The sequence below is a fragment of the Streptomyces sp. NPDC046870 genome, from assembly GCF_040704595.1.
In the GTDB taxonomy this organism is placed as follows: domain Bacteria; phylum Actinomycetota; class Actinomycetes; order Streptomycetales; family Streptomycetaceae; genus Streptomyces; species Streptomyces argyrophylli.
Window position 1 is genome coordinate 18,014 of the sequence record NZ_JBEYXM010000004.1, and the last position, 15,254, is coordinate 33,267.

The window sequence follows — 15,254 nt, forward strand, 5'->3', positions numbered from 1 at the left end:
ATGACGACGGCCCGCCGCCTGTGGACAACCCACTGGCGACGGGCCGTTCGCGAGGTCGGCGGCCGGCCGTGCGGTCACACGGCGGCCTTCTTCAGACGGCGGCGTTCGCGCTCGGACAGGCCGCCCCAGATGCCGAAGCGCTCGTCGTTGGCGAGGGCGTACTCGAGGCACTCGGAGCGGACCTCGCAGGCGAGGCAGACCTTCTTGGCCTCTCTGGTGGAGCCGCCCTTCTCGGGGAAGAAGGACTCGGGGTCGGTCTGGGCGCACAGCGCGCGCTCCTGCCAGCCGAGTTCCTCGTCCGCGTCGTCGACCAGCAGTTGCTGCACCAGCTCGGTCATGTGCGCCCCTCGTCTGTCTTTCGCGTCCCCGTGCGTAGCCGTTACCGATTTCGGCTGAACGACACGAGTGAAATTACAAGTGTGCTGCTCCGGGCGAGTCAAGCCGAGATCTGCTATTGGGTCCGTTATTCACTCTGCGGAACCAAGGCCGTGCGGAAAGTGTTCAAATCGGCATAAACCTTGACACACAGCAGGACGCCACGGGGCGGTCGCGACCCCGTACAGATCTCTGTACGAAGAAAGACGCCTCCGTGTTCGATCCCGTTCCGCATGGCTCGAGCGCTCGGATGTGCCCCATGTGTCCCGGCCTCCCGGTGAGCAAACCTTTCACCTTTCAGAAGAACCGGATGAGGTGAAACATGTCCCACATACCGGGCGTCGAGTTGACAGTGCGAGTGTGAACCGATGTCCTAGTGGGCATGCTCGCGAACTTGGCACCCACCTCGACCCGCACCGCCGGGTCCCTCGGTGCCGCCCGCGCGCGCTGTAGCTGTTGTTGCTGTTCCAGCTGTTGAGCCAAGCCGCTCCGGCTGTCCCCGGGCCCATCCCGGCCCGGCCGCGTCCCCACGCTGCGTGATCCCTGATCCAGGGCACCCCGCCCGCCCGTGACCCGGGCGGACCGTACGCGTCACCCAGCACCACACCCCGGCTCCGGCCCCCCACTCTTCACCGAGGACCACCGACCCCGATGAACAGCGACAACGACCTCCAGATCGCCGGCGACATCCTCGAAGTCCCGCACCTGCTCCAGCCGCCGCGCGAGCACCCGGCCACCGTCGCCGAGTTCGCGGGCCTGGCCCGCTCGATCGCCGCCGACCGCGCCCAGTGGGCGCACCTCGTCCGCTACGACGCCACCACCCGCTGGTACCACCGGCTGCGCACCGGCCCCGGTTACGAGGTCTGGCTGCTGTCCTGGGTCCCCGGGCAGGGCAGCGGACGGCACGACCACGGGCGCTCCTCCGGTGTCCTCACCGTCCTGGAGGGCACCCTCACCGAGCGCACCGAACGCGGCACGCGCGCGCTGGCGGCGGGCGCGCAGCGGGTGTTCGCGCCGGGGTACGTCCACGAGGTCGTCAACGACGCGCTGGAACCGGCGGTCAGCCTGCACGTGTACTACCCCGGCCTGACCGAGATGCCCATGCACACCTCCCCCCACTGCGAGGCGCGCGGCGAGGCGCGTCCGGTGACTGCCTGACGCGTTGTCGGACTCGCCTGCAAGACTTGGTCGCATGCGCATTGTGGTTCTGGCAGGCGGCATCGGCGGTGCCCGTTTCCTGCGCGGTCTGAAGCAGGCCGTGCCGGACGCGGACGTCACGGTCATCGGCAACACCGGCGACGACATCCACCTCTTCGGTCTCAAGGTCTGCCCGGACCTGGACACGGTGATGTACACGCTGGGCGGCGGCATCAACGAGGAGCAGGGCTGGGGGCGGACGGACGAGACCTTCCACCTCAAGGAGGAGCTGGCGGCCTACGGCGTCGGCCCGGAGTGGTTCGGGCTCGGCGACCGGGACTTCGCCACGCACATCGTGCGGACGCAGATGCTGAGCGCCGGCTATCCGCTGAGCGCGGTCACCGAGGCGCTGTGCGACCGCTGGAAGCCGGGCGTGCGGCTGATCCCGATGACCGACGACCGCGTCGAGACGCACGTGGCCGTCGAGCTGGACGGGGAGCGCAAGGCGATCCACTTCCAGGAGTACTGGGTGAGGCTGCGGGCCTCCGTCCCGGCCGAGGCGGTCGTCCCGGTCGGCGCCGAGCAGTCCAAGCCGGCCCCGGGCGTGCTGGAGGCCATCGCCGGGGCGGACGTGATCCTCTTCCCGCCGTCCAACCCGGTCGTGTCCATCGGCACGATCCTCGCCGTGCCCGGCATCCGCGAGGCCATCGCCGAGGCGGGCGTGCCCGTGGTCGGCCTGTCCCCGATCGTCGGGGACGCGCCCGTGCGGGGCATGGCCGACAAGGTGCTGGCCGCCGTCGGCGTGGAGTCCACGGCCGCCGCGGTCGCCGAGCACTACGGCTCCGGGCTGCTGGACGGCTGGCTGGTCGACACCGTCGACGCGGGCGCGATCGAGCGGGTCGAGGCGGACGGCATCCGCTGCCGGGCCGTGCCGCTGATGATGACAGACGTGGACGCGGCCGCGCGGATGGCACGGGAGGCGCTGGCGCTGGCCGAGGAGGTGCGGGGGGCGTGAGCGACACCGCGTCCGCCGGGGCCGGGCGCCCCGGGTACCGCGTCTGGGCCCTGCCCGGCATCCCCGAGGTGCAGCCGGGTGACGACCTCGCCAAGCTGATCGCCGCGACCGAGCCGGGGCTGGCCGACGGGGACGTGCTGATCGTCACCTCGAAGATCGTCTCCAAGGCCGAGGGCCGGGTCGTGCGGGCGGCCGACCGGGAGGCCGCGATCGACGCCGAGACGGTCCGGGTCGTGGCGCGGCGCGGCCCGCTGCGCATCGTGGAGAACCGGCAGGGTCTGGTCATGGCCGCCGCCGGGGTCGACGCCTCGAACACCCCCGCCGGGACCGTACTCCTGCTGCCCGAGGACCCGGACGCGTCCGCGCGCGCGATCCGGGCGGGCCTGCGCGCCGCCCTCGGGGTCGACGTCGGCGTCGTCGTCAGTGACACGTTCGGGCGACCCTGGCGCGCGGGGCTCACCGACGTCGCGATCGGCGCCGCCGGGGTGCGCGTGCTGGACGACCTGCGCGGGGGTGCGGACGCGCACGGCAACCCGCTGAGCGCGACCGTCGTCGCCACGGCGGACGAGCTGGCCGCCGCCGGCGACCTGGTCAAGGGCAAGGCGGCGGGCCTGCCGGTGGCCGTGGTGCGCGGGCTGCCGCATGCCGTGGCCGACGAGCACGGGGACGGGGCCCGGGCCCTGGTGCGCGGCGCACGGGACGACATGTTCCGGCTCGGCACCTCCGAGGCCGTGCGGGAGGCCGTGACCCAGCGCCGTACCGTGCGGGCGTTCACCGACGAGCCGGTGGACCCCGGCGCGGTCCGGCGCGCGGTGGCCGCCGCCGTCACCGCGCCCGCCCCGCACCACACCACACCGTGGCGGTTCGTGCTGCTGGAGTCGGAGGAGTCGCGGGTACGGCTGCTCGACGCGATGCGGGACGCCTGGATCGAGGACCTGCGCCGGGACGGCAAGGCGGAGGAGTCCATCGCGAAGCGGATCCGGCGCGGTGACGTGCTGCGCAACGCGCCGTACCTGGTCGTGCCGTGCCTCGTCATGGACGGCTCGCACACCTACGGAGACGCCCGGCGGGACGCCGCCGAGCGGGAGATGTTCGTCGTCGCGATGGGCGCGGGCGTGCAGAACCTGCTGGTCGCGCTCGCCGGGGAGCGGCTGGGCTCGGCGTGGGTGTCGTCCACGATGTTCTGCCGGGACGTGGTGCGCGAGGTGCTCGGGCTGCCGGCGGACTGGGACCCGATGGGCGCGGTGGCGGTCGGCCACCCGGCGGAGGAGCCGAGACCGCGGCCGGCGCGGGACGCGGAGGCGTTCGTGGAGGTGCGGTGAGTCCGACGCGGCCCGGTCCGTCTCGGCCCGTCCGAGGCGGCACCGTGGGCGCGCCGACCGCCTGGGGTCTTTCGTTCGGATCAGGCCGGATCAGGGAGCGGGGTCTGGCACCGCGAGCCCGGCATGATCCGACCGGGAGGCCCTAGTCTCGTAGGCGGCACCGCACCCCTTTGGACACAGAGGACCCCTCGTGGCAGGACGTTTCCCCCAGCGGCCCACGCGCACGACCGTGCGCGGCGGGCATGTCGCCGTGCCGGCGGGGGCCGCCGCCGGGATACCGCGGCAGGGTGCGGTGCCCGCGCGGGTACGGCGGTGGGTGCCGGACGGGCCGCTGGACCTCGGGCTGACCCTCGGGCCGCTCCGGCGCGGCCCCGCCGACCCGACCTTCCGGGCCACGGCCGACGGGTCCGTGTGGCGGGCCTGCCGTACGCCCGCCGGGCCGGGGACGCTGCGGGTGCGGGCGTACGGCGGCGAGGTGTTCGGCGAGGCGTGGGGACCGGGTGCCGCGTGGCTGCTGGAGCAGTTGCCGGAGCTGCTCGGTGCCGGTGACGATCCCGGGGCGTTCGTGCCGCGGCACCGGGTGGTCGCGCTGGCGCGGCACCGGCGGCCGGGGCTGAGACTGACCCGGACGGGGCTGGTGCTGGAGTCGCTGATCCCGTCCGTGCTGGAGCAGAAGGTCACCACCGACGAGGCGTACCGGGCGTGGCGGCGCCTCGTCCGCAGGTTCGGGGAGCCTGCGCCGGGCCCGGCGGGCGTCGGTGAACGGCCGATGTGGGTGATGCCGGCGCCGCGGACCTGGGCGCTGATCCCGTCCTGGGAGTGGCACCGGGCCGGGGTCGACGACAAGCGGGCGTCCACGATCCTGCGGGCCGTGCGGGTCGCCGCGCGGCTGGAGCAGGCCGTGGGGATGCCGGCGGCTGAGGCCCGGGCGCGGTTGGAGGTCGTGCCGGGGGTGGGGCCGTGGACGTCGGCGGAAGTGGTGCAGCGCAGTCATGGGGCGGCGGACGCGGTGACCGTCGGGGACCTGCACCTGCCCGGGATCGTGGGGTGGGCGCTGGACGGGAACCGGGAGGCCGACGACGCGGAGATGCTGCGCCTGCTCGAACCGTATGCCGGGCAGCGGCACCGGGCGGCTCGGTTGATCCTGCTGAGCGGGCGTGTACCGGCGCGGCGGACGCCGAAGATGCGGCGGGTGGACATCGGGTTGCTCTGACCCGCGTTGGGCTGGCGCCGGGCTGGACGGCGATGTCGCTCGCGCCTGCCGGTGCCGGGGCTGCCGCCGGGCCTGGGGTCAGTTCACCGGCGCCGGCCGGGTGCCTCCCCCGGAGGGGGTACCCCCCAGCGGCACGACTGCCCGCGGCTGCGCGGGTGCGAGCGGCACTGTGCGGCCGACGGCGCCGCCGTTCCCCGGGGGCGCGGGGTGCTGAGCGGGCGACCCGCCACGGGCCGCGGACGGCATCCGGTGGCGCGTCGGCTCCGTGCCTTACTGGTCGGAGGAGAAACGCACCGCTCCCGCCGGGATACGGGCATCGCACCAGACCCGCGCGCCGTCCCGGAGTTCGTTGTCGGCGCCCACGACCGCGCCGTCGCCGATGACCGTCCCGGTCAGGACGGAGCGTTCGCCGACGCGGGCCCGGGCGCCGATGAGGGAGTCGGTGATGACGGCTCCGGGTTCGATGACGGCGCCCGGCAGGATCGTGGAGCCGAAGATCCGCGCGCCCTGCGCCACGAACGCGCCCTCGCCCACCACGGTGCCGCCGGTCAGCTTGGCGTCGGGCGCCACCGTGGCCGTCGGCAGTACGAGCCGGTCGCCGCAGCGGCCGGGGACCGCCGGGGAGGGGGCCCGGCCCAGGACGAGGTCGGCCGAGCCGCGGACGAACGCGGCCGGGGTGCCGAGGTCGAGCCAGTAGGTGGAGTCGACCATGCCCTGCAGATGCGCGCCGGCCGCCAGGAGGCCGGGGAAGGTCTCGCGTTCCACGGACACCGGCCGGCCCGCCGGGATGGTGTCGATGACCGAGCGGCGGAAGACGTACGCCCCCGCGTTGATCTGGTCGGTGACGATCTCCTCCGGCGTCTGCGGCTTCTCCAGGAAGGCCAGGACGCGGCCGGTCCCGTCGGTCGGCACGAGGCCGTAGGCACGCGGGTCCGTCACCTGCGTCAGATGGAGGGAGACGTCCGCTCCCGTCGACTCGTGGGTGTCCACGAGGGCCCCGATGTCCAGCCCCGTCAGGATGTCCCCGTTGAAGATCAGCACCGGGTCGTCGGGACCGGAGTGCAGACGGGCGGCGACGTTGCGGATGGCTCCGCCCGTGCCGAGCGGCTCCTCCTCGGTCACGTACTCGATGTGCAGGCCCAGCGCGGAGCCGTCGCCGAAGTACGGCTCGAAGACCTCGGCCAGATAGCTGGTGGCGAGGACGATGTGCTCGACGCCCGCCGCCCGGGCGCGCGCCAGCTGGTGGGTGAGGAACGGCACCCCTGCGGCCGGGACCATCGGCTTGGGTGTGTGCACCGTGAGCGGCCGCAGCCGGGTGCCTTTGCCGCCGACCAGGAGGATCGCTTCTGTCACCTGTCGTCTCTGCTTCCTGCCGGGACCGGTCGAACCACTCGTCACACTCGTTTCGGCCGGTCAGTGTATGCAGACCGTGCGACGACGCCTTCGATGGCCGCGCGGTGAACCGCGAGATCGGCGTGCGGTTTCCCCCGGCCGCCCCCGCTCCGGCCGCCCCGCTCCGGCCTCAGCGCCCCTGGTACCTCGCCGCGCTTGAGCGGGCCGTGCCGAGCTTGGCGTAGAGCCGTTTGCCGGGGCACTCCGTGGCGAACCCGTCGCGATGGCCGGAGATCACGTGCAGTCGTACGTTCTTCCCCTTGGGGTAGAGGTTGCCACCGCCCGACGTGAGATATGTCCTTCCGTTCGGGTCGGCCCCGTAGAGCCCGAGCTTCCACGCGGTGAGCCGGGCGACGGCCGTCACCGCGGCGCTCGACGGCTTGGCCGCGCCGTAGGTGCCGATCACGGCGATGCCCATGCTGTTGGTGTTGAAACCGAGGGTGTGCGCGCCCAGCACCGCCTTGGCGACGCCCCCGGCCCGGCCCTCGTAGAGGGTTCCGCACTTGTCGACGAGGAAGTTGTAGCCGATGTCCCGCCAGCCCATGCTCTTGACGTGGTAGCGGTAGATACCGCGGATGACGGAGGGGGCCTGGGCGCAGGTGTACGCGTTGCCCGTGGCGGTGTGGTGGACGAAGGCCGCCTTGATCTTCTTGGTGTAGACGAACCCCCGCTCGCGCAGCGACTCGTCCGCGCCCCAGCCCCGGCGCGTGACGATCCGCGGGCGTGGCCCGATGTACGGCTTCCCCCGCACCGGCCCCTGCAGGCGGGTCAGCTCCTGCTCGGTGGCCGCCCGGTCCAGTTCCGGGATCGCGGTGGCGCCGAACGCGGTGATGTCCGCGTTGGCGGCCGAGGCGGCCAGCGCGGCCTCCGTGTCGAGGGCGGTGCGGGGCGGGTCGTCGTCGCGCGGGCTGCGGGGCAGCCCTTGTCCGGTCCCCCCGCGCTCCCCGGCGGCCGGCCCGGCTCCCGGGTCCACCAGCTCCAGCCGCAGCCCCGGCGGCAGCGACGCGCCCGCGCTGCCGGCCCGCTTGCCGGAGGGCAGCCCGGTGCCGTCCCCGCCGCCCGGCCCCGCCGCCCGCACCCGCACCTCCACACCGTCGGAGTCCCCCACCCACAGCGGCGCCGTCGCCCCGCGCACCCGCCGGGACGAGCCCTCCGCCGTACCGGGGTCGGCCCGGTGGTCGGCGTTGTGCGTCTCGACGTCCTGCCAGCCGGACCACTGCCCCGTCACGGCGGACCGGGTGCGCACCCGCACCCCTCCCCGCAGCTCGGTGTCCGGGTCGTCCCAGACCACGCCGAGCAGCGAGAACCGTTCGAGGCCGGCCCGGTACAGCCCCTGCTCCGGGGCCGTGCCGGGGACCCGCTCGCGGGAGAGCGGGACGAGCGGCAGCGACCGCGTGCTGCCCGGGACCGCGGCCTGGTCCCGGACGGCCGCGGGGGTCGCAGTGGCCGCGGCGGCGACGGTCGCGGCGGACGCGGGCGGGGCGGGAGCGAGCACGAGGGCCGTGGCGAAGGCGAGGCCGAGCGAACGGACGGCGAGCGGGGAGGCGGCAGAAGAGGAGGTGAGGAATCCACGCATGGGCATGATCTTGGACATAGTCGTACATACCTGTCCATCGATGAACTGGCGGCCTGTCGGGAGGCGTTCCGCCGAACCGGTGGCCCCGCCGCCCGCCGCGCACACTCGCCCGCGCGTACCCTGTCCCGGGTGAACGCCACCGATCGCACCCCTGCCGACCTGCTGACTTCCGCGCTCGCCGCGGACCCCGGCCGCCCGCTGGTGACCTTCTACGACGACGCCACGGGCGAACGCGTCGAACTGTCCGTGGCCACCTTCGCCAATTGGGTGGCCAAGACCGCCAACCTCCTCCAGGGCGACCTCGCCGCCGGACCCGGTGACCGGGTGGCGCTGCTGCTGCCCGCGCACTGGCAGACGGCGGTGTGGCTGCTGGCCTGTTCGTCGGTGGGCGCGGTCGCGGACGTCGCCGGGGACCCGGCGGCGGCCGACGTCGTCGTGAGCGGACCGGACTCGCTCGACGCGGCGCGCGCCTGCACCGGTGAGCGAGTGGCGCTGGCGCTGCGGCCGTTGGGCGGGCGCTTCCCGCAGACTCCGCCCGGGTTCATCGACTACGCCGTGGAAGTCCCGGGCCAGGGCGACCGGTTCGTCCCGTTCGCTCCGGTGGATCCGCAGGAGCCGGCGCTCATCGTCGCCGGGCGGGAGTCCAGCGGGGCGGAGGTCGTCGAGCGGGCCGTTTCCGAAGCGGGGGCGCTCGGCCTCACGGGCCCCGGGTCCCGGTTGCTGTCGGGGCTGCCGTACGACACCTGGGACGGGCTAGCCGCGGGGCTGTTCTCGCCGCTGGCCGTCGGGGGGTCGGTGGTGCTGTGCCGGAACCTGGACCGGCTGGACGAGGAGGCGCTCGCCAAGCGGGTCGAGAGCGAGAGGGTGACCGCGGTAAGGCGCTAGACGTCACCCGACTGGAGCAGCAAAGGACGCCTCCGCCTCCCCCTCCCCGCCATCGTCGTAAGTGCAGGACGCGACGCTCGCACGCCACGAGGGGATGGCCCTACCGTGACCGACACCGCAGGCAAGCCCGTCGGTCCCGGTCCCGGGGCGGGGGCCTCCGCCACCGGGGACGGGCTGGTACGGCGCCGGCGGCGGCGGTGGGGGCGGAACTCCGCGCTGGGGGCGGCCGTACTCCTCGTCGTGGGCACCGGTGCCGGGTGGGCCGTCTACGCCAGGCTCAGCGCCAACATCACCGCCGACGAGGCCGCCGCGGCCGAACTGGCCCGGTACGAGCGGGAGCGGCCGACCGCGCTGGTGCGGGACGCGCAGAACATCCTGCTGATCGGGTCCGACACCCGGGCCGGGGACGGCAACGGCAAGTACGGGAAGGACGCCGGTACCGAGCGGTCGGACACCACGATCCTGCTGCACCTGGCCGCCGACCGGCGAAGCGCCACCGCCGTCTCACTGCCGCGGGACCTGATGGTGGACATCCCCGCCTGCGGGCAGCAGGACGGAAGGCGCAGCGACCCGGTGTTCGCGATGTTCAACCACGCCTTCCAGGTGGGCGGTTCGGCGTGCACGATCCGGACCGTCGAGAAGCTGACCGGTATCCGGGTCGACCACCACATGGTCCTGGACTTCAGCGGGTTCAAGGAGATGGTGGACGCCGTCGACGGCGTGGAGGTGTGCCTGAAGGAGCCGGTGGACGACAAGGCGGCGAAGCTGAAGCTGCCCGCGGGGAAGGTCAGGCTGGACGGGGAACAGGCGCTCGGGTTCGTGCGCGCCCGCAAGTCGCTGGGGAACGGCAGCGACACCGAGCGCATGGAGCGGCAGCAGCGGTTCCTCGGCGCGCTCGTCAACAAGGTCCGGGGCAGTGACGTCCTGCTGAACCCGGTGAAGCTGTATCCGGTGCTGGACGCGGCGACCTCCTCACTGACCACCGATCCGGAACTGGCGAGTCTGCGCGGTTTGTACCAGTTGGTCCGCGGGTTGCGCGACATCCCCATCGAACGTGTCCAGTTCCTGACGGTGCCGAGGGAGTCGTACGTCTACGACGCCAACCGTGATCAGCTCGTGGAGCCGGAGGCCGAGAGGCTGTTCGCCCGGCTGCGGGCCGACCAGCCGGTGGTGGTGACGCAGGAGAACGCACAGGAAGTTCCTGGCCAGGACACAGGGTCGGGTGCGGCGGACGGCCCCTCGCCCGCCCCGACGTTCCGCGGGAGGACCGCCGCCGAACAGACCTGTGAGTGAGCCGCGCACCGGGGTGGTGAACCGTCGTTCGGAAAATCCGTTCAGAAAATGAGGTGGATTGCCCGGTTGTAGGCATGTCGAATTTGTCACCAGCGTCGCCCGACGTTGAACTGGGCGGATAGTGTGAGCGATCCGGTGCACCTGGCCGCGAGGTCCGACGGGCTTTGTCGGGGCCGTGCACTGTTTCAGCGAGACCCGAGCGCCTTGCAGGGGGAAGGCGCCGCGTGGCCCCGACGGAGGATTCGGACAACCGTGGACGCGCAAGGCCGTGGGCGGGCGGACAACATCGACCCCGCAGACCAGTGGGTACTCAATCCGAACACCGGCGAATACGAACTGCGACTGAGCCCTTCCGCAGCGCAGCCGCCGGTTCCCGGACCGCGCAGACCGTCTCCTCCCGACGGCGGTGACGCGAAGGGTGGCCGGGCGCGGCAGACGCCCGGCGAGACTCCGCAGACGCCCCGGGCCCGCGGCACCAACGTGCCTGCCCCGCGCTCGGCCCGGCGCCGGGGCGCCGAGCCGGAGGCACCGCAGGGCAGGCGCGCCTCCCGGCGGCCGGTGAAGAAGAAGTCGACGGCGAAGAAGGCGCTGCTGTGGACCGGCGGGTCCATGGCGTTCGTGCTGGTCGCCGTGTCGGCCGCCGGCTACCTCTACATCAAGCACCTGAACGACAACATCACGTCCGTGTCCGACGACGGCGCCAGCACCGGCGGCTTCCGCAAGGACGAGGCGATCAACATCCTGCTGATCGGCACGGACAAGCGCACGGGCGCGGGCAACGAGGGCTACGGCGACTCGGGCAGCGTCGGGCACGCCGACACCACGATCCTGCTGCACGTCTCCAAGGACCGCTCCAACGCCACGGCGCTGAGCATCCCGCGCGACCTGATCGTGAACGTCCCGGACTGCCCGACCGAGCAGGAGGACGGCACCAAGAAGGTCATCCCGGGCTCGCAGGGCGTCCGCTTCAACACGAGCCTCGGCCAGGACGACCGTACGCCCAGCTGCACCATGCGCACGGTGACCGAGCTGACCGGGATCAAGCCGGACGACTTCATGGTCGCCGACTTCAACGCGGTCAAGACGCTGACCGAGGCGGTCGACGGTGTCGACGTCTGTCTGGCCAAGGACATCGACGACCCGAAGTCGCACCTGAAGCTGTCCAAGGGCACGCACCGGATCTCCGGCGAGCAGGCGCTGGCGTTCGTGCGCACCCGGCACTCCGTCGGCTTCGGCGGCGACCTGAGCCGGATCGGGCTCCAGCAGCAGTTCCTGGGCGCGCTGATGCGCAAGCTGAAGGGCAACGACACGCTCACCAGCCCGACGAAGATGGTGAAGCTGGCGGAGGCGGGCACCAAGGCGCTCACCGTCGACGACAAGCTCAAGAGCATCGGCAAGCTGAAGGACCTGGGTCTGGAGCTGGGCAAGCTCAACCCGAAGAACCTGGCCTTCACCACGGTGCCGGTCGTGGACAACCCGGCCGAGAAGGTCCACGCCACGGTCGTGCTCAACGACGCGAAGGCCCCGGCGGTCTTCGACGCCATCAGGAACGACGTCTCCTTCACCGACGTGAAGAAGAAGGAGAAGGCGGCGAAGGACGCGCAGGCCGCCCGGCTGAAGGGCACCAAGGCGCCCGCCTCCGAGGTGCGGGTGCGCATCCTCAACGGCGGGGCCCAGGCCGGCAGCGCCCAGGCGGTGCTCAACTGGCTGCAGAACGACGAGGGCGTCACCAAGTCGGAGAACGCGGGCAACGCGCCTGACCAGTTGGCCAAGACCACGCTGGAGTACGCGCCCGACCAGGCGGCCCAGGCACGCCGGCTGGCCGCGATCATGGGCCTGTCCGGTGCCGCGCTGAAGCCGGGCGAGAGCGTGACCAACTCCCAGGGACTGCCGGCGATGACGCTGACCCTGGGCAAGGACTTCAAGGGAGCGGGGGTCTCCCTGACGGCGCCGACGAAGGCCCCGGACGTCGACAAGTCGACGGCAGACAAGGTGAAGTGCGCCGCGTAGGTAACCCTAGGGGCCCGTCAAGCGTCTAACCGGACGCGGGACGGGCCCGTTGCTTGGCGCAAGGGTGGGGAGGGCAGGGAGTTTGGCGCAGAGCGAGGTGCGCGGGGAGGCTCCGGCGGTCGAGGACACGAAGTCGCTCGCGCCGAGGAACTCGGACGCGCCGGCGCGTTCCGGCCGGCACGGCGGCGGGCGCGGCGGCGGACGGCGGGCGGGCGGTCCGAAGACCGCGCGGCGGCGCAGACGGCGCGTGCTGCGCTGGTCGGCCACCGTGCTGGCGGTGGTGATACTCGGCACGGCCGGTGCCGGATACCTCTACTACCAGCATCTCAACAGCAACATCCAGAAGGGCAAGCGGGCCAACGGCGACGACTCCAAGGCGCACCGGACCCGCCCGAACGCGGCCGGCCAGACCCCACTGAACATCCTGCTGATCGGCTCCGACAGCCGGAACTCCAAGGAGAACCTGAAGCTCGGCGGCAGCAAGGACCACGTCGGCGACCCGCCGCTCGGTGACGTGCAGATGCTCATCCACCTCTCGGCGGACCGCAAGAGCGCCGCCATGGTGAGCATCCCGCGGGACACCCGGGTGGACATCCCCGAGTGCACGGACCCCAAGACCGACCACGTCTATCCGGCGACGAACGACATCATCAACGTCAGCCTGGCCCGCGGTGGGGCCGGCTGCACCCTGCTCACCTGGGAGAACCTCACCGGGGTCTACATCGACCACTGGATGACGATCGACTTCGCGGGCGTGGTGCGGATGGCGGACGCCATCGGGGGCGTCGAGGTGTGCGTGAAGCAGAACGTCTGGGACCACTCCACGCCCCGTCAGCGCGGCGGCTCCGGTCTGAAGCTGACCAGGGGCTCGCACAAGGTGAAGGGCGAGAAGGCACTCCAGTGGCTGCGCACCCGGCACGCCTGGGGCAGCGACCTGATGCGGGCCCGCGCCCAGCACATGTACCTGAACTCGATGGTCCGCACGCTGAAGCAGCAGAACGTGTTCACCGACACCGGCCGGCTGATGGACCTGGCCGACGCGGCCACCAAGTCCCTCAAGGTCTCGGAGGAGATCGGCACGGTCAAGAAGCTGTACGACCTGGGCATGGAGATGAAGTCGGTGCCGACCGACCGCATCACCAGCCTGACGATGCCCAACATCCCCGACCCGCACGACCCGGACAACCACGTCGTACCCGACGACGACAAGGCCGCCAAGGTGTGGCGGATGCTCCAGGACGACGTGCCGCTCGACAAGAACGGCGGGGAGTCCGGGCCGAAGAAGGACACGGGCGACGACGAGCCCGCCAGGAAGCCCTCGCTCGACCCGGGCCGGCTCGGGGTGCTGGTGCAGAACGCCACCCGTACCGACACCGAGGCCCCGGTGCAGCAGCGGGCGTCGGCGATCGGCCAGGTGCTCGTGCAGAAGGGCTACACACGGGCGCAGGCCGACACCTCCGGGAGCCTGGCCGAGGACAAGACGGTGGTGCGGTACCCGAGCGCGGACCTGGAGGGTGACGCCCAGGCGGTGGCCAAGGCGCTGGGCATCCCGATGAGCGCGGTCAAGAAGTCGACCGACGTGTCGGGGGTCACCGTCGTCGTCGGCGCGGACTGGCGCTCGGGCAGCGGCTACCCCAAGCAGTCCGCGCCGAAGGCGGGCGACCTGCCCGAGGGCACCGACGCCGTCAACGCCTCGGACAAGGGGGACTGCATGGACGTGTACGGCCCCTATCAGTGGTAGCGACGTCCCGGCACGCAACGAAGGGGCCCCTCCCGCGCCGGGAGGGGCCCCTTCGTGCGTGCGTCAGGCGGCGGCGTCCACGACCGCGGGCCGCCGGGAGGCGATGACCCTCTTCGCCAGGGACTTCGGACTGGTCAGGAAGCCCCAGCCCCACGACATGTGCATGGTGGCGAGGGCCACCGGGATCTGCAGCCGGGCCTTCGCCGGCAGCCCCCTGCCGGCCGGGAGGGAGCCCGCGACGATCGCGGCCAGGTAGCCACCGGGGATCACGAAGCCCCACGGGGTCAGCGCGGCGCCGACGACCAGGCCCGCGGCTATCGCGCACACCGCCGTGGGCGGCGCCAGGTAGCGCAGGTTGATCGAGCCGGAGTGGTAGCGGGCGACGACGTGCCGCCAGCGGCCGTAGTCCTTGTACTGCTTGGCCAGCGCCCGCACCGACGGCCGCGGCCGGTACGACACCCTCAGCTCGGGCGAGAACCAGATGAGCCCGCCCGCCTCACGGATGCGGAAGTTCAGCTCCCAGTCCTGGGCGCGGATGAACTCCTCGTTGTAGCCGCCCTGCTGCTCCAGCGCCTCGCGGCGGAAGACGCCGAGGTAGACCGTCTCGGCGGGGCCGGCCTGGCCGCCGGTGTGGAACGCCGCGTTGCCGACGCCGATCTTCGAGGTCATCGCGGCGGCCACCGCGTGCTCCCAGTCGGTCTCGCCCTCGGCGTGCATGATGCCGCCGACGTTCTGCGCGCCGGTCTCCTCCAGGAGCCGTACGGCGGTCGCGATGTAGTTCGGCGAGAGCATGCCGTGGCCGTCGACGCGGACCACGATCGGGTGCCGGGAGGCCTTGATCGCCGCGTTCAGCGCCGCGGGCGTGCGGCCGGTGGGGTTCGGGACGGTGTGCACGCGCGGGTCTTCGGCGACCAGCTCGGCGGCGATCTCGTCCGTGCGGTCCGTGGACGGACCGAGGGCGATCACGACCTCCATCTCGCCGGCGTACTCCTGCGCGAGGATCGCTTGGACGGCCCCGCGCAGATGCCGCTCCTCGTTGAGGACGGGCATGATCACGGACACTGCGGGGAGCCGCACGTCGGGCTTGGCGTTCATAGGGGCCTCACGTTACCGCGAACGGGGGATACGGGTGCGCGCCGCCGGGCCTGCGGCGCGGGCTGGAGATCGTATCGGCCTACTGTGCTCACGGATCCCACGTACGGCCTCGTCCGGAGGTGTCCCCTTTGCCCAGCCCGCCCCGGTCCCCCTCCTCCACCACCAGAAGCGTGGGAGGGGCTCCCAGCCCGCAGCGCCGC

Annotated in this window: 12 protein-coding genes; 8 read left to right on the forward strand and 4 right to left on the reverse strand. The window is 72.5% G+C overall.

Translation table 11 applies throughout. The features are described 5' to 3' along the window. Positions 1 to 74 precede the first annotated feature (74 nt). Positions 75 to 338 (reverse strand): WhiB family transcriptional regulator, encoded by a 264-nt coding sequence (locus tag AB0946_RS11180; RefSeq protein ID WP_003975777.1) that lies wholly within the window; start codon positions 336 to 338, stop codon positions 75 to 77. 688 nt (positions 339 to 1,026) lie between these two features. Here AB0946_RS11180 and AB0946_RS11185 point away from each other — a divergent pair. The 4 genes from AB0946_RS11185 to AB0946_RS11200 all read left to right on the forward strand — a co-directional run bounded on the left by AB0946_RS11185 (position 1,027) and on the right by AB0946_RS11200 (position 5,062). Then, positions 1,027 to 1,533, forward strand: coding sequence for a cysteine dioxygenase family protein (locus AB0946_RS11185; RefSeq protein WP_366760307.1), 507 nt, complete (start codon positions 1,027 to 1,029; stop codon positions 1,531 to 1,533). A 34-nt stretch (positions 1,534 to 1,567) separates the two neighbouring features. Next, complete coding sequence (gene cofD / locus AB0946_RS11190; RefSeq protein WP_366760308.1) at positions 1,568 to 2,527, forward strand: 2-phospho-L-lactate transferase; 960 nt, start codon at positions 1,568 to 1,570, stop codon at positions 2,525 to 2,527. Next, a complete protein-coding gene (locus AB0946_RS11195) occupies positions 2,524 to 3,849 on the forward strand; it encodes a coenzyme F420-0:L-glutamate ligase (protein WP_366760309.1) in 1,326 nt (441 codons plus the stop codon). Before cofD ends, AB0946_RS11195 begins: the two co-directional genes overlap by 4 nt. A gap of 190 nt (positions 3,850 to 4,039) precedes the next feature. Then, the gene (locus AB0946_RS11200; protein WP_366760310.1) at positions 4,040 to 5,062 is read left to right on the forward strand and encodes a DNA-3-methyladenine glycosylase 2 family protein; all 1,023 of its coding nucleotides are present in this window, start codon (positions 4,040 to 4,042) and stop codon (positions 5,060 to 5,062) included. A 270-nt stretch (positions 5,063 to 5,332) separates the two neighbouring features. Here AB0946_RS11200 and AB0946_RS11205 read toward each other — a convergent pair whose 3' ends face one another. Together AB0946_RS11205 and AB0946_RS11210 are read right to left on the reverse strand one after the other, a co-directional pair. Further along, the gene (locus AB0946_RS11205) at positions 5,333 to 6,415 is read right to left on the reverse strand and encodes an NDP-sugar synthase (protein ID WP_366760311.1); all 1,083 of its coding nucleotides are present in this window, start codon (positions 6,413 to 6,415) and stop codon (positions 5,333 to 5,335) included. A 169-nt stretch (positions 6,416 to 6,584) separates the two neighbouring features. Then, the gene (locus tag AB0946_RS11210) at positions 6,585 to 8,048 is read right to left on the reverse strand and encodes a peptidoglycan recognition protein (protein WP_366760312.1); all 1,464 of its coding nucleotides are present in this window, start codon (positions 8,046 to 8,048) and stop codon (positions 6,585 to 6,587) included. Positions 8,049 to 8,159: 111 nt separating this feature from the next. Between AB0946_RS11210 and AB0946_RS11215 the strand changes: the two genes are divergently transcribed. The 4 genes from AB0946_RS11215 to AB0946_RS11230 all read left to right on the forward strand — a co-directional run bounded on the left by AB0946_RS11215 (position 8,160) and on the right by AB0946_RS11230 (position 13,959). After that, positions 8,160 to 8,915: a TIGR03089 family protein gene (locus AB0946_RS11215; protein ID WP_366760313.1), complete on the forward strand. Its 756-nt coding sequence runs from the start codon at positions 8,160 to 8,162 to the stop codon at positions 8,913 to 8,915. Positions 8,916 to 9,020: 105 nt separating this feature from the next. Further along, positions 9,021 to 10,208: an LCP family protein gene (locus AB0946_RS11220; protein ID WP_366760314.1), complete on the forward strand. Its 1,188-nt coding sequence runs from the start codon at positions 9,021 to 9,023 to the stop codon at positions 10,206 to 10,208. 252 nt (positions 10,209 to 10,460) lie between these two features. Next, the gene (locus AB0946_RS11225) at positions 10,461 to 12,218 is read left to right on the forward strand and encodes an LCP family protein (protein ID WP_366760315.1); all 1,758 of its coding nucleotides are present in this window, start codon (positions 10,461 to 10,463) and stop codon (positions 12,216 to 12,218) included. Positions 12,219 to 12,300: 82 nt separating this feature from the next. Continuing rightward, positions 12,301 to 13,959 (forward strand): LCP family protein, encoded by a 1,659-nt coding sequence (locus AB0946_RS11230; RefSeq protein WP_366760316.1) that lies wholly within the window; start codon positions 12,301 to 12,303, stop codon positions 13,957 to 13,959. A gap of 63 nt (positions 13,960 to 14,022) precedes the next feature. On the opposite strand, the gene AB0946_RS11235 is transcribed toward AB0946_RS11230, so the two are convergent. Beyond that, positions 14,023 to 15,054: a glycosyltransferase family 2 protein gene (locus AB0946_RS11235; RefSeq protein WP_366760317.1), complete on the reverse strand. Its 1,032-nt coding sequence runs from the start codon at positions 15,052 to 15,054 to the stop codon at positions 14,023 to 14,025. Positions 15,055 to 15,254 lie beyond the last annotated feature (200 nt).